Annotated in this window: 8 protein-coding genes; 1 reads left to right on the top strand and 7 read right to left on the bottom strand. The window is 35.6% G+C overall.

From position 1 onward, the window contains the following. Window positions 1-56: 56 nt before the first annotated feature. Both BN1242_RS04480 and BN1242_RS04475 read right to left on the bottom strand, forming a co-directional pair. Window positions 57-9158 (bottom strand): carboxypeptidase regulatory-like domain-containing protein, encoded by a 9102-nt coding sequence (locus tag BN1242_RS04480; protein WP_062351932.1) that lies wholly within the window; start codon window positions 9156-9158, stop codon window positions 57-59. A gap of 714 nt (window positions 9159-9872) precedes the next feature. Beyond that, a complete protein-coding gene (locus tag BN1242_RS04475; RefSeq protein ID WP_062351929.1) occupies window positions 9873-10808 on the bottom strand; it encodes a manganese-dependent inorganic pyrophosphatase in 936 nt (311 codons plus the stop codon). Window positions 10809-11117: 309 nt separating this feature from the next. Here BN1242_RS04475 and brnQ point away from each other — a divergent pair, with 309 nt between their 5' ends. After that, window positions 11118-12461, top strand: coding sequence for a branched-chain amino acid transport system II carrier protein (brnQ, locus tag BN1242_RS04470; protein ID WP_062351926.1), 1344 nt, complete (start codon window positions 11118-11120; stop codon window positions 12459-12461). A gap of 21 nt (window positions 12462-12482) precedes the next feature. Here the strand turns inward: brnQ and BN1242_RS04465 are convergent, their stop codons facing one another. The 5 genes from BN1242_RS04465 to BN1242_RS04450 all read right to left on the bottom strand — a co-directional run bounded on the left by BN1242_RS04465 (window position 12483) and on the right by BN1242_RS04450 (window position 16255). Beyond that, entirely contained in the window at window positions 12483-12707 is a 225-nt protein-coding gene (locus BN1242_RS04465) for a DUF3006 domain-containing protein (protein ID WP_238985081.1), read from the bottom strand. 79 nt (window positions 12708-12786) lie between these two features. Further along, window positions 12787-14352 carry an MBL fold metallo-hydrolase gene (locus BN1242_RS04460; RefSeq protein ID WP_062351920.1) on the bottom strand — a complete coding sequence of 522 codons (1566 nt, stop codon included), beginning with the start codon at window positions 14350-14352 and terminating at the stop codon, window positions 12787-12789. A gap of 270 nt (window positions 14353-14622) precedes the next feature. Then, window positions 14623-15189, bottom strand: a complete 567-nt coding sequence (locus BN1242_RS04455) for a hypothetical protein (RefSeq protein ID WP_062351918.1) — start codon at window positions 15187-15189, stop codon at window positions 14623-14625. 273 nt (window positions 15190-15462) lie between these two features. Further along, the gene (locus BN1242_RS13625; RefSeq protein ID WP_158661046.1) at window positions 15463-15639 is read right to left on the bottom strand and encodes a hypothetical protein; all 177 of its coding nucleotides are present in this window, start codon (window positions 15637-15639) and stop codon (window positions 15463-15465) included. A 187-nt stretch (window positions 15640-15826) separates the two neighbouring features. Beyond that, on the bottom strand, window positions 15827-16255 hold the full coding sequence (locus tag BN1242_RS04450) for a hypothetical protein (protein WP_062351915.1): 429 nt from the start codon (window positions 16253-16255) through the stop codon (window positions 15827-15829). Between the last annotated feature and the right edge of the window lie 8 nt (window positions 16256-16263).

Raw genomic sequence — 16263 nt, 5'->3', positions numbered from 1 at the left:
ACCAATAAAACAGTGGAGGCTCTCAATGGAGCCTCCACTATTGATAAAAGTATTGTTTATTTTTTATTCGTCGGTTTTCCTTTTACGATAAGTTGCATAGGGCGACTTGGCTTTGACTTACCACGGTAATTTTTCGCCTCCGCGATTAAGCTATGATTCCCATTGGAGAATTCTAAATCAATAGAGAATTTCCCTTCCCCATTCGCCACAGCAGTACCAAGTTCTATCAGTTTATTTCCTTTAAGTTCATAAATACGAACTAGGTCACCAGCATTTGCCGTTCCGCTGATAGTGACAAAATTATCTTCTGTCATCATTCGCGCATTGTCCCAAACTGGTACTGATGGTGCTTCTTGTTCCACATTCATTGCAAACTGTAGAGCTTGAATAAAAAATGCTTTTCCTTCCTCCGTCCAGCCATAATCGGGTCCTATAATATTTGTGACTGCAAAGGAAGAAAGTAAAAGATGTATTGATTTATCAGATCTAAATTCATAAGCAACGCTAGCACCTTTATTCACCCCGTTCATTTCTACTTCCCCGATGACAACTCCTGGATAGTTTTTGAACGTGGAGTAAGGAGAGCCCTCACTATGAACTATGACATCTTCTGAAAAATTAGCGAACAGCGGATGGTCTTGATTACCTTTTAAGATAACAGGTCCTTCATTGTAGCCTTGATTATCAAGTTCAGGATAACCTATTGTTTCTTCCAATAACTGGATAGATCCTTCGCCGACACCCCAAGTGCCAAGAAATACGAGACTTACTTTTTGTCGATCTGTTTCGTGAATAAGACGACTGATTTGTTCTTTTGTTCCTTTATTCGTATTGACCACTATCAATTTATATTTATGGACATTGCCTAGTATTGACCAGTCAACGGTTTGTGCATTTAACCCATTTTGATTTAAGAATGTTACAAGATGGTCGTTATAATCTCCGAGAACAGCAATGTCAATAGGGCTTAACGTAATCTCTAGGTGAACAGGTTCTAATCCAACTGTTGTTGTTACTTCCATTGCGGCAAACCCTTCTGCATTAACAATGACTTTGTAATTACCTGGCAATAATTTAGTGAAAGTAAAGTTGCCATTATCATCTGACTGAACCGTATCGAGTACTGTCTCCTCTTCTTGAGAATATAAACTTACGGAAGCACCATTTACATGTGCATCATTAAGTTTGTTTTTAATGACTCCAGTAATGACCGTTCCTTCAATTTCTTCAAGAACAAAATTAACTTCCACTGTTTGCCCTTGTTCCGTTATTTCTATCGTTTGAACTTGTTCGTGATAGCCTTTCGCTGTTGCCTTTATTTCATACTGACCGGTGCCTGCCCCGAAACGGTATTCTCCATTGACGTTAGTGACGGTAGACATTCCTAAGGCTGGGATAAGGACATTTGCATTTTCAATCGGTTCGCCTTTTTCATTCGTAACCGTACCACGAATTTCCCCGAGACTTGCATTCATTGCCCAATCAATCGCATTACGGTAAAGTGCTTTCGCTTCTGGTGTCCAATTTTCATTTGGAATGGAATAGTTACCAATCTCAAATCCAGAAAGCAATAAATGAACACTATTAGCACTTCTGAAGGAAAATCCTATTCCATCTCCAATTACTCCACGAGTATCATGGGATATGGCACCAATTGTTGTGCCGCTATATCCTTCGTAAATTGCATATTGTTGACTATCCGTTTCACGTGGCTTTTGTAATACTTTAAACTCTTCACCTTGAATGCCGGCATAGATTGGATGTTCACCAAGTTTTTTAATATTAATATGGTTTGGAACGAAATTATATCTTACTGCTTCTGGATCACCAAAGATTTTTACAAGTTCTCCAATCGTACCACCACTATATTGGGAACTAAATATCATACTTACTTGTTGTTCATCCGCTTTTTGAACAAGTTCCCGAAATTGCTCTGCGGTTTGCGAAACGCGATTATTGTAAATGATAAGTGAGTATTGGCTCATATTATTAATTAAGTTTGATAAGTCTGAAGATGTGTAATAGTCAGCAATATATCCTTCACTATCTATGAAACTCCTAACTCTTGATTCGTTGTAGGAAGAAGTAATAACCGCAATTTTTTCCGCCTCTGCAAGTAAAAAGTCAGCGGTAATCGTTGCATCTTTCTCCATGCGAATGTTTTCTCTAATAGTTGCGGTAAATCCAGGTGCACTCGCTCGCACGTCATACTCACCGATTGGAACGCCAATTTCATAATAACCATTTTCATCTGCCGTTATTTTAATTGGTGTTCCTAATACTTCAATGGTTGCCCCGCTAATTGGTGTTTCTGAAGTAGCATTTTTTACTGTACCTGTAAGCTTGCCTAAATCATCGGCTTGTAATTCAAATAATTCTTCCATTACATCACCGTTATTTATATTAATCGTAAAATCTTTCGTTTCATGGCCAAACGCTTCGACTTGTAAAGTATAACTTCCTTCTTGTAAACCAATGTAGAAAGTACCATTTTCATCGGAAATGATTGTTTTTCCAGTTTCTAAAACGTTAATCGTACCTTGAACTGCCATTCCTTGATTGTTTTTAATTTGACCGTGGATTTCTCCAGTTAATTTTTCCTTTTGGTTAAGAGCCCATAGAATAGCATTATTTAAAATCTTTTCTCGCACAGGATCAAAATTTCCACTAGAACCTGGGTTAAAATGGTAGTTAACAGTCATCGTAGCTAATAATATTTCTACAGAATCTGTTGTTCGCCCTTTGTATGCGATCATACTGCCAATTTTACCCTCATCTGGATGTTCTAATTGTCCAATAGTAATGCCATCATAGCCGTCAAAGGCATAATAGTTGCCGAAGCCTGCTGGAACTGGGAATGGGACATTTAGCTCAACACCGTCAAAAATCGGATGATCTGTTAATGCTCTACCCATAACACCTTGCTTTGAACCAGTAATTTCAACAGCAGGATTTTTCTCGTATTGATGTAAAAATCTTATGGAGCCATTTCCACCTGTAAAACCAGTCCAAATAATGGATTTCCTTTCTTTGTCGAGTTCTTTTACAAATGCTTCAAATGTAGCTTTGTTCGGTATTTTACTGTTATCATAAGCGGAGTTTGCAATGATTAAATCAACGTGAGCAATTTTGTCTAAGTCGGTATAGAACATATCTAGCACGTAATAACCGCGCCCCTGTAAATATTCAGTTAAGGAATTGCCTGTCGAATTGTAATCTACAATTAATCCAATTGTAGGAGACGGCTTAAGCTTTACCGTAATATCGGTATTCGTATTAGCGCTAACAGTAACGTTAACTTCCTTTACTACATAGTTGTCTACGGAAAACTCTAGTGTGTATGTTCCAGGCATTAATTTGTCAATAGTAAAACGACCTTGGTTATTTGATTCAGTTGAACGTGGATAGTCTCTTACAGTTATTGCAACATTATTAATAGCGTTGCCGTCTTGTTCATTTTCAACAACTCCACTTATAGTACCAACAGTTGAGTCTACATCCATTTCGATCATGATCGGTTCACTCGTCATATTCGCCCGAACAGGAATTGTCTTCGTTTCATATCCGAAGGCAGAAACTTCTAACTCATAATCACCTTCTTTTATAGCAATGCTAAATTCTCCTGTATCATTCGCAACTGTGGCAAAATTTTCTCCTTTAACTTTTATATTCGCTTCAAGTGGATTTCCATTTTCATCAAGCACGGTACCGTTAATTTCAGGGAATTGAACAAATGCTGACCAAAGCACTGCATTGACCATTATTTCTTTCCCAGCAACTGTATAGTGATCCCCGTGATGACCTAAAGTAAATCCGTGACCACTCATTAATAATTCAATGCTGCCACCTGTCCGTGGCTTATAAGCAACACCATGACCATAAGGATCACTTCCGCGGTGAGCCAGACTAGCTATAGAGTAGCCACTATAGTCGTTAAAATAACTAACCCGACTTACAGAAGGGAGCATTAATTCGATAAAGTCATTTACTTCATAGTCATTAAAAATCGGATGTTCCTCTTCAACAATGTAGCCGGCTGGTGTTCCACTTCTTGTAACCACTATGCGCTCTTTCGGGTCTTGTCTATTTAATGCTAATTGATGGATCGGTGAATCGGTATAAGTGGAGTCACCAAATATTAAACTAGTACCCGCTTTATCCGCAGCTGCTAACATTTCATTGAATTTCGTTTTATTAAGAGTAGTGGAACCAATTTCATTGAAAAACACCACATCGAATTGACCAATTTGTTCAATAACATTGGCGGCTGTCAAATCTATAACAGGGATTCCATAATCTGCAAATAACTTTTTAAAGCTACGATTATAGGAATAATAATCTCCATATACCGCGACTTTTGGCATAGGATACAATTCGATATCCTTCGTGTTAACTCCGAATTCGATTGTTACAGCAGATTTATTAGTGACAAACCCATCCTTTGACACTACTAATTGATAGTTTCCTTCATCCACATTTAACAATTCATAGTGGCCGGTAGTCGATGCCGTAACTTCAGAAACAGTTTCTCCTTCCTTCTGTAAGCTAATATTAGCACCATCGACTGGTTGGCTTGTAACGATATTTGTGATAGTTCCTTGGAGATTACTACCTTCTGAATTATCTAATGTCACCGATATTTCAACAGGAATATTTTTATCCACTGTAATAGGTATTGTTTTTGTTTTATACCCTGATGCTCTAACGTTCAACGTATAGTCCCCAGAGTCATGGTAAAATTCAAAGTTGGCACCGTTTGGAATAGTGACACCTGTTTCAACAACTTCAATTACAGCCTCTATAGAATCGCCATCACTATTCATTACTGTTCCTTTTATCGTTCCGAAATTAGGATTTAATAAATAGTCGATACTATTGATAAAAATCGATTGCATATCTGGTAACCAATCATATAATGGTGAAACCCATGGTGATGCTGCATGACTAGCTAATAAGACATGGGCACTATTGTTAGAAACAGCTTTATATGCTACTCCTGTCCCGACATATCCAGTTGCATCAGAACTAATGGTTGCAATATTTCTCCCAGAGTAGTTGTTAAACCAAGCAAAATCACCTTGATATAAATTAAGATGCTGTCCTTTTTCAAATCCTGTAAAAATAGGGTGTTCCACATCTACACGCAGTTGTACTTTTTGATTACCGAATCGCTGTGAGTATTCTTTCGGGTCATTGTAATAGTTCACTAAATGTTCGATTGAACCGTAACTATTTCCCCAGGCGTCAGCGAAAATAATGCTCACATCCGCTTCTTTCGCTTTGTTAATTAAATTCTTTACATCACTTTCCGTCGGTTTCCATCCATCGCTTGTATATGCACCATTTAAATAAAGAATTTGATAACGGTGAAGATCATTCACAACATCCCAGCCGCGTTCCTCCGCAAAATACCCATTTAAATTTAACAGGGAAGTTATTTCACTTTCGAAGTCGTTTAACACTGCAATATCATATGGTTGCAAGGTAATAACCGTCTCATTATGCTGGTTATGTTCAATTGTAATAGATTCAATTGTTTCCGCATAGCCATTCAGTTTTAATTGAAGATTGTAAGTGCCTTCAAAAACATTGGCATAGGTAAAAGTACCATTGGCATCTGTTGATCCAGAAACCGGTGTATCTTCCAATGCAACTGCGACATTTTCTAGCGGTATATTTGTTCGTTTATCTTTCACGAGTATCGTCAGTTCACCAGTTTGACCATTCGTTAAAATAAAATCTTGATTATGTTTATAACCGGAAACGAGATTAATAGTCTCCATATGCTGCTTTTTTCCATAGCTAGATACTTTTAATGTAAACGTACCTGGTAAATGCTTCATGGAAAATTTTCCATTTTCATCTGCCACAGTCGTTTTACCTGTTTCGATAATAGTAATTTTCCCTTCCAGTGGATTGCCATTTTCATCTTTGATTGTTCCAATTATTTCTCCCATTGATCCATAACTTTGAATCCCACTTAAGTGTGGTACATAAAGGGATCCCGATACGACTGGGATACTCGAAGTGCTATAGCTAGGCAAAGTAAATTCCGTTAAAATTTCACCAGTATATACATCTATTGCATATAAGTGGCCGCGCAATCCAGTTAAAAAGAGAATGCCATTTGCTGTAATAGACCCAGTATTATAGATTTGACCTACTACTTTGTTACTCCATAGTTCGACACCACTATTTTTATCGAAAGCGCGAACAAGTGGTTTTGCAAATGAACTGGCAATGATAATGTCTTCAAAAATGATTGGTGATGCCATTTGTGGGTCGCCAATATCGTTAATGTGCAGTTTAATGGATCCATTTCTACCATCAAAAACATATAAGGACCCACTGCCATTATCAAAGTTTGACGTAAATGTATAAACGTCACCTTCATAGTAAACAATCCGCGATGCGAAACCTTCTCTAGGTATTTGCTGCTTCCAAATTTCTTCTCCCGTTTCTAAATTTAAAGCACGTAATGTGCGGTTATCGTAGGAACCAACGTATAGGTAATTGTCACCAATGGCACTACTGGAAAAGGATGACGCACCTAATGGTTTTGACCAAATAGTTGTACCATTTTTCGCATCTAGAGCAAAAACTTTCGCATTATCATTCAGTCCAGAGCTAACATAAAGGATATCGTTATGATAAAGGGCAGACTCATATATTGCAGGCTGACCGATATTTTTCACCCATTTAGTTCTTCCAGTTTCTAAATCTAGTGCGTAAATATTGCCATCCATCCCACCTGATACATAAATTGTTCCATTTTCAATTGTCGGAGTCGAACGGTTAGATTGTCCAAATCGAACACTCCATTGTTCTTTCCCTGTTTGTGCATCGAGGGATACGACCCATCCCCGGTCAGTAGTTAGGATTACTTGATTATTAGCTACAGCTGGTGTTGAAAATAAAATTTCTCCTCTACCCGGTGAGTGATATTCCCATTGTAATTCTAATTGTTCGACATCAATAGCATGATAGGAGACTGCATTTCTTTGATAATTATTGTTGGCCGTCTTCCAATCTCTGTTACTATTAATATTTGAAGGGGAGACATCTATCGTAGTTGTCATATTTTCTGTCACATTTAACTGAATTGATTTTCCTTGAATTCCCTCCCCAGTTACTAACATTTCATATGTTCCTACTGGAATTTGTTTCAGTTCAAAATTACCGTGTTCATCTGTTCTTACCGCTTTTAACGGTGTGTTTTTTAAACGGATAAATGCATAAGGGACTGGCTTATTATCTCCTTGTAACTTAACATTTCCGTTAATGGTATAAACTTCAGCGTCTGTTAATTTCCAATCAACTTCTGTAATAGCATCTTTTTTTATGGTGATTTTCGTTTCTAATGTCTTATACCCAAAACTGGAAATTTTTACATTATGAATACCTTCGCGGATTTTCCATTCAAATTCTCCGTTGTCCTTTATTGAAAAAGTTAAACTTTGTCTAGGAATTTCCAATGTTGCTGGAATTGGTTGTCCACTTGTGTTAGTCACTTTCCCTTTTAAAGTACCAGCAAAAGCTGCCTCTGTAACCGCTTGATAAATGTTAATGATTCCGGAACCATATAGGTCATTTGGAACAGTACCCATAAATGGTTCTACACGGGCAGTGTTTTTTAACAAGTTTTTAATGTCATTAATTGATAAGTTAGGATTAGCACTTAGTAGTAGAGCAATTGCACCAGCTACATGTGGTGTTGCCATCGAAGTACCGCTAATTGTATTATATTTTCCTTTGCTTAATTGTGTCGGCCATGCGGAATAAATATAATGCCCTGGTGCACTAATATCTGGTTTTATATGACGAATTAATTCACCATTTTCATTTTCCCAGAAAACAGGTCCACGACTAGAAAAATAAGCAATTTGATCATATTCATCAGTTGCACCTACTGCAAATGAATCAATGAAGCTTCCAGGAGCTCCTATAGTTTGGGATCCAGGACCATCGTTTCCTGCTGCAAATAGTGGAAAGATACCAGCGGCAATCCAAGCTTGGACAGGCTCATAAAACTCTGTGTTATATGTGTTGGAATTCCCCCAAGAATTATTAACGACATGTGGTGCTTTTGTCGGGTCGCCACCTGGAGCCATAAACCATTCAAAGGCTGCATGAATGGCAGAAGTTGTCGTTGAGCCACCATCTGAGAATATTTTCGCCGCAATCCATTCTGCTTCTGGTGCGACACCAATTGGTTCACCTTTACCGCCACCAACCGCAGTACCAGCTACATGAGTTCCATGACCATTTCCATCTTGTGGCGATTGGTAACCATGTCCAGACAAATCAATCCAAGAATACTGATGGTTCCCATCACGGCCGCGGTAGTTATGTTTTAACGCTTCGTGGTTGCCATCAACACCAGTATCCATAATTCCAACGACAATACCTTCACCTCTAATTCCGTACTCACCCCAAACTTTTGTCGCTTGAATTTTTTCAAGGCCCCATTCAGGTAAGCGCGGTGGACTATTTTCCACTTTCACTTCTGGAAGAGTGAGTACTTTATCTAAAGTTACTGTTTCAACATCGTCTCGTTTTTTTAGTTCTTCTATCGTATCGATATCAACAGTTGCGAGAATCATGTTTGAGATCCAGTATGATTTTTTCACTTTTGCCTTTCCATTTTTCTCATGAGCTGATAGCACTTGTTTGATTGCTTTTTGCGATGCATTAGCTTTCGATTTTAAACGATCTTGCACTAATTTTATTCGATCTTCGCGCTTTTTCGCTTGTTTTGCCATTGAATAAAGAGAAGCGATGTTTTCATTATTTTTTAGCTTAATCAGGACATCTACTTGTTTTGATTTTTCCAGTTTTTTATAAATGTTTTTATCAATTTTTTCTGTGTTGTTTGCTTTTTGTTGTGGCTGTTCGCCATCTAAAATTTTTGGTGAGTAACCTAAACCTGTTAAAATGTTATAAAATTCTGCTTCGGGATCAGTTTTGTCAGCGACTGAGGAGTTATCTTTGTTTTTAAATTGTTGCTCGCGTTCTTTTTCACTTATTTCTTGTTGTTGGGGATCTGGAAGGTTGTTCTTTGCTGACTGGGCATGTCCGATTTCAGGAAGGAAGCTAGAGAAAAGAATGAGCAAAGTAAAAAAGTAGGCAAGTAGTTTTTTAGTTTTCTTTTTATGCAATGAATTGCACCTCCAAAATATTAATTATAGGATAAGGCATTATTTGTTGTTAGTTAAAAATCACCCCCAGTGGATAATTGCTTCCTTAGAAAACAGTTTCAATAAAGCAGTTATGCAAAGTTTGCGCTATGATAGATTCGGTTGTAAAAACCTATGTCTGAATTTGACTAAGGAATTTTCGGAGTTCACCTCCAATTGGAATTTCTTATGGTAAAGTTTCCCTCAATACCCATAATTTTGTAGTTCTAATTATCTATCAAAGCTATAATAATATTATTCTATCTTGTTGAAATTTATCCTCTTTTCAGATAAATTTCAGGAGGAAAGTCTGATAAAATAATGAATACTGGAATTATTAGGAGGAAAATTAGGAATTTAATCTTATGTAATTAATGACAATTTACACGGACAATTTATGAAGTTATAGATGATCATATTTTCATAGTACATAGTGGTATTTAACTGAAGTTTTATCGTGTAGTTATATTTATTCTCGAGAAAAAATCATGCTAATTATATATTTGCTATGAAAGAGACTAATCATCTAGTAGGTGCTAATAAAGGGATGAAGCATTTATTTTACTACAGCAATTCTACCTAGCAAAAATCAAAATTAAAAAACTGCCCTAAAGCAACCCATCCACTAATTGGTGGTCAGATGATAGTTCTTTTTTTAGGGCAGTTTATTATAATAAACAAAAATAACTGAAAAATTTAAACCAATTTCTCAAACGCTTCTGTCAAGACAGGAATAATTTGTTTTTTCCGGGAAACGACACCTTCTAGAAGTGCTCGGGAATCGGTAAGTTGCACTTTATAAGCCTTTTCAACGATAGTAGCTTCACGTCCATAAGATAATCCAATGGAATTACTGTTTAAAATATCAGTAATTACGAATAGGAATAAATCAAGGTTTTTTACTTTAATTGTTGTTTCGATTGCTTGTTGTAGTTCTTCTTGTCTAGCTAAAAGTTCATTCGGGTCAACCGTATTAACTTGAGCTACGACTACTTGATATTTCCCAATACCGAATTGTTTTGCATCTAAGTTAATTAGTTGTTCTGCCGTTTTATCTGTAGTATTGGCACCAGCTTTTAACATTGCCATACCGTATGATTGTAAGTCTACTTCTGCAATGGCAGCTAGTTCTTCCGCTGCTTTTTTATCTTCCGCAGTGCAAGTAGGGGATTTAAATAAAAGTGAATCAGAAATAATTGCTGATAATAAAAGTCCAGCTATTTCTTTACGAATGTTGACCCCATTTTCTTTATATAGTTTGTTAATAATTGTTGCAGTGCAGCCAACTGGTTCAGCACGGTAATAAAGTGGATCCGCTGTTTCAAAATTTGCAATGCGATGATGATCGATTACTTCTAAAATATGAGCTTGGTCAATATCATCTGCACTTTGTTGGCGTTCGTTATGATCCACTAAAATAACATTTTTTGCTTCCTTCGTTACTTTTTCAACGAAACGAGGAGCCTCTATATTGAAATAATTTAAGGCATACTCTGTTTCACCATTAATTTCACCTAAACGAACTGCCTCTGTATTTAAGCCTAATTCTTTTTTCAAGTCTGCATATGCGACACTTGAACAAATGGAATCAGTATCTGGATTTTTATGACCAAAAACTAAAATTTTCTCCATTTTTCAACAACTCCTATATTCACGATAATTTTTACATAACAATATGTTACTCTAAATGAGAAATTTTAACAATAATTTGAGTGACAAATAATCATTAATCTTTAGGGTCAGGCACCTATAAATCCGAATTATTCATAATATTTGTAATCGTTGGGGACAGGCACCATCTAGAATTTTTTTGTGCAAAGGTGTATTATATTTAATGGTGTGTGTAGAAGATTACAAATGGTACCATGAGTGCATATGGATAATAGTAATTGGGATCAATGAAAGTTGATATTTTTGTTACGTAAGTATTTGGAGGGACTAATGCAAAAATCAAAAACTAGCTTTTCATTATATTTTTTTGTAGGAATTATGTTATTTGCTTTATTTTTCGGGGCAGGGAACTTAATTTTTCCAGCCACTTTAGGACAATTAGCTGGAGAAAGCCTGCCAAAAGCACTCGGGGGCTTTTTAATAACAGGGGTCGGGTTACCATTTTTAGGTATTATGGCAATAGGTTTATCAGGTAGCAGTAATTTACAAGAGTTGGCGAGTAAAGTACACCCAATTTATGGGATACTATTTACCGCACTACTATACTTAACGATAGGACCATTTTTTGCATTGCCTAGAACTAGTGCGGTAGCATATGAAATTGGCATAGCCCCTTTTATTTCTGGGAGTTCTGCATTATTCATTTTTTCATTACTCTTTTTTAGTGCTACATTGTTGATTTCCTTAAATCCAGTAAAATTAGTTGATACTGTCGGGAAAAAACTTTCACCAATCATCATTATCTTAATTTTCGCTCTAATTATCATGGCAATTATTAATCCGATGGGGAAATTTCAAGAACCTGTTCAATCATATATGAATGGGGCATTTCTTTCTGGATTTTTGGAAGGTTATAATACGATGGATGCTTTAGCATCTCTCGTCTTTGGAATTATTGTTATCAATGCAATTCGTTCCAAAGAAATTACTTCTAAAAAAAATATTTTAACATTAACGGCCAAGGCTAGTGTCATTGCAGCCATTTTACTAGGGCTTATTTATGTTGGAATTTCTTATTTAGGAGCGATTAGTACGGAAAAGCTTGGAATACTTGATACTGGAGGACAAGTGTTAAGTGAAGTTTCAATTTTTTATTTTGGAAAATTAGGAACGTTGTTGTTATCTGTTACAATTATTTTAGCCTGTTTAACGACTAGTATCGGTCTTGTAAATGCATGTAGTGAATATTTTCATATGTTAATTCCGAAAATCAGCTATAAAAAATTCGCTATCCTTTTTTCGCTTATATCGTTTATTATCGCAAACTTTGGGTTAGCAAACATTGTGAAGTATTCAGTGCCAATTTTAATGTTCTTATATCCATTAGCAATTGTTCTCATTTTAATTACCTTTATCGCTCCGTTTATCAAAACTAAGAAACTGCTTTACATTTTAACAGCAACTGTAACATTTTTTATAAGTATTGTTGACGGTCTGAAGGAGCTATATCGTTCTTTAAGCATTGACTATTTTCGTCTATTAGAAAGAATCATCGATTTATATAGTAGGTATTTACCACTTTACGATAAAGGGTTAGGTTGGTTAATGCCAGTAAGTATTGTTGTCGTTGTTATCTTAATATACAATGTAATTGGAAAAAATGGGCGGGCATAATAAATATACCCGCTCCACTTGTTAATCATCCCAAACACTATCCATTAGTTGTTTTATTTGCTTACTTCTTGCCCGTGTTTCTGCTTCATCTGTTCTCCATTGTTCATCCATTAAAATTACCACGTCATCCACTTTTACATGGGGATGGACTTTACTTTTTTCAATATTGTACGTTTTTCCATCGATTTCGATGATAACCCAATCACCTTCAAAACGATCAACAATTCCTTTTTTCAAACCTACCACCATCTTTTGTTTTTATTCAAGTTACTATCTATGTTACGTAAAAAGGTTATTGAAGCGAGACTAAACTATAGTTCCTATTTCATTGTGGTGTAAATTGCGTAGTTGTGTGAACTTTTTTGCCCTTATAAGAAACGGTTATATCCCCTTTGACAGTGAAACCCTTTGCCGCACGTCCAATTTTAAATGGTAAAATAGCTTTTCCATTTGCGTCAGTTATACCAGTATAAGTGGTTTCTTTTGATTTATAGTGCAATAAAAGTGTGACATCCGCTCCAGATACAGGTTTTCCATTTGCATCTTTAGCAACAACGGTCACCGTAACTTGTTGGTTGGAAGTTGGGTTTGGAATATCAATACTAGCAGTAGCCTTCACTGTTCCAATAATATTTGTACTCGACTTCGGTTGTTCTTGTTTTGGTTTTTCTGATTCTTTTTGACTAGTATCCTTTTTCTCCGTTGTCGCTTTATACACCCAAGCATTTTTATTCACTTTCATTTCTTTACCGTTCGTTGTAAAAACTATCGTACCATCTGTATCATTACGATAAATTTTCGAGCCAGATTGGTGAAGTCTTTGTAAAACTTCCTCTGTAGGATGGCCGTAACTATTTTTACCAACTTGGATTACACTATATTTCGGGCTTACTTTTTGAAGAAATGCTTTACTTGTCGAGTTAGAACTACCATGATGCCCGACAAGTAGTACTGTTGATGCGAGAGTTGTTCCAGAGTTAATCATTTTTTGTTCTGCAGGAATACCAGCGTCACCAGTAAATAAAAATGAATGATTACCATATTGCATTCTAATGACTGCGCTCATTTCGTTCGCATCAGAATCTGTTCCGATTGGAGCAATCATCTTCAATTGTACATTTTTGTCCAAATCTAAATCCAATCCTGCTCTAGCTGTAGTCACCTTTAAACCTTTTTTCTGAATCGACAGTAATACCGATTCGAACGTTTGCGTATTGCGCTGAACTTTCGGCATGTAAATTTTGCCAATAGCAAAACTATCAATCACTGCGTCAATTCCGCCAATATGATCAGCATCAGGGTGAGTACCAACTAATATGTCTACTTTTTTTATTCCTAAGTGTTTTAAGTATGCGACGATATCATCTTCATCATCGTTGTTTCCGCCATCGATTACCATCACTTTTTTATTTGGAGTAACGACTACTTGTGCCGCTCCTTGTCCAACATTAACGAAATGAACGGATAAATTCCCACTTACCTTAGTTGTTTCTGCTTGTTTTTGCTGCTCAGATGTTGCTAATTGTTTATCAGGTTCTTCTTTCGTTTCCTTTTTCGGTTTGTCTTCTTGTTCCGTATTCGATTTCTTTTCTGAATCCGCTTTGTCATCTTTTATAACATTATTCTCATTTTCCTTCACTTTTTCGGAAGAAGTTTTCTCTTCTGATTTTATTTTCTCATCTTTAATAGCTGGTTCTGCAGTATGCTCATTTGTCTCTGGTAGTAAGCTTCCAGCAATTGCAAATAAAACAATCATTGCTACGACAAAAATGCTACTCGCTTTTCTTGATTTTAATTTAAGAAATTTAACATTCCCTTTAATAATTCCTATTCCACCAAATAATATTCCAAAAAATGCAACAAGGGCTAAAAGAGTTGCAAAATTTTCCATATGTCCACTCCTAAATATTTTAAAGTTGTCCATAACAGTTATCGTATTCGCTCTGTTCCAATTCTATTCTAACAAAAATAACTCGGAAAGCGGATAGGAATTATATTGAAATACTATACTGCTATTATATTAAGATTTAGAACTCGATATCCAATATTTGTTAAAATTTCTGCGTTGTAATTAGACAAAAAAAGGCAACAGCTAATCGTATCCATTTACTGTCACCTTAAAATAATGAACTGTTAACATATAAATCCAATTGCAAACAGCCTATTCTTCTTCATTTATTCTAATTTCAATGATCTCCTTATCCATTGAATACATTCTGTTTGAAACTTTATTTCTAATTAGACGAAAATATTCGTTCTCAGGAATTTCCAGCTTTATTCCATCATGAAAAATAAATTCATATTTGGATTCATCCCCGCTCATATCACGATAGTGTGTTATGGTTTCAACTTCATTCCATTTATAAGAATTTTGTTCATATGGAAATAATGTTCGGTAGGTGATACCTTCATCAGAAAATATTTTATACGCTTGAGCAGCAAAATAAAAAGAAGTGAAAGCAAAAACTAATCCGATAATACCGGTAATGATAGATGATTTTTTTATATCAGCAATGGCGATTATAAAAAGTGCAATAATAATTAATAAGCAACCTATTCCATATACGAGATAACTATCACCAGGCAAAAATATATGCCAAACATGTTCATTCGTATAAATAATGTTGGCAACTGTTGAAGGAATTATTATTAATAGAATAGGTGTACTTAGTAGTACACAAATCGCAAGAGCCAAAAATACATGTTTAGGCTCATAATTTCGATTCACAAATTTCCCTCCTTTTTAATACAGAAATTTCTTAATTTCTGATTTTAAGTAAAATTATTGTAACAAAAAAGAAATATACAAGCAACAATAATAGTACCATTATATTAATAAAGTATATTCGAATAATTTCTTGATTAATAGAAACCATCGTACTCTCAAACATTACACGAACAGCACTAGCACTCTAGTAGAGATGAAGTCATTAGGCAAAGAAAAAACACCCGAACGAAAAGGAGATTCGGATGTTTAGTCTAGGAAATCTGCACGTGAAAATTATTTAATTACTTTTAAATGTGTTTTCTTTTCTTTACCAAGTTCAGTATAAATAGCTGCTAACATCGTTACAAATGTAATAGTAAATAACAGAAAAGCGAATCCATACGAATCTGTTAAACTGACAACATAAAATGCAAATAAAAAGACGAGAGAAGTAATAGAATAAAAGTTCATCACAAATCCTCCTTTATTATAGAAAAACGTTCACAAATTTGATATTAATTTGTCCGAAATGTGAATACTATTTGACTATATTATGGAACTGTTCGGAGTAATTGTAAAGTTTTATGCACTTTGAAATAATAGGTAAAACGATAATACTGCAATAAAATAAGGCTGGATGAAAGTTTACTAACAGCCTTTATTCTTCCAACTTATTCTCGTTATCCGGTGGTGGCAATAAGTGGTAATACTTTAAAAATTCTTCTAAACTTTTGTCCTCAGCACCAATTTGTTCCATCTTTTTCAATGTTCTTTTTAAGATGTGAAGTGTTTTTTTCGTTATTATTGGACAGTCGGGATTCGTTTTCATCCACGAATATTGCTTTCCTGTATATAAACTGCTGCTCCCATGGCAAAAGGGACATTGATCTTCTTTCGATGATGTGGCACTATATTTAGAAACAATCTCTTTCTGGTATTGTCTATGGAACTTCCCACATTTTTCACATTTATATAACGTATTGAAATGATCGATTTCAATTTGATTTTTTTGGTACTTATTCATTAACATGGTGGTAATGGAAAAGGCTGTAATTATGGAAGATAAACCGATAAACCATAATATCATATTCCTTC

It is taken from the genome of Bacillus kwashiorkori, assembly GCF_001375515.1.
GTDB lineage: Bacteria > Bacillota > Bacilli > Bacillales > Caldibacillaceae > Bacillus_BK > Bacillus_BK kwashiorkori.
The sequence above is the reverse complement of the archived record's forward strand: the minus strand, read 5'-3'. Positions and strand labels throughout refer to the sequence as shown.

Excerpts from the sequence above, each read along its gene's own strand:
- brnQ (WP_062351926.1), top strand. The coding sequence starts at position 11,118 with ATGCAAAAATCAAAAACTAGCTTTTCATTATATTTTTTTGTAGGAATT.
- BN1242_RS04460 (WP_062351920.1), bottom strand. The coding sequence starts at position 14,352 with ATGGAAAATTTTGCAACTCTTTTAGCCCTTGTTGCATTTTTTGGAATA.
- BN1242_RS13625 (WP_158661046.1), bottom strand. The coding sequence starts at position 15,639 with ATGAACTTTTATTCTATTACTTCTCTCGTCTTTTTATTTGCATTTTAT.
- BN1242_RS04475 (WP_062351929.1), bottom strand. The coding sequence starts at position 10,808 with ATGGAGAAAATTTTAGTTTTTGGTCATAAAAATCCAGATACTGATTCC.
- BN1242_RS04450 (WP_062351915.1), bottom strand. The coding sequence starts at position 16,255 with ATGATATTATGGTTTATCGGTTTATCTTCCATAATTACAGCCTTTTCC.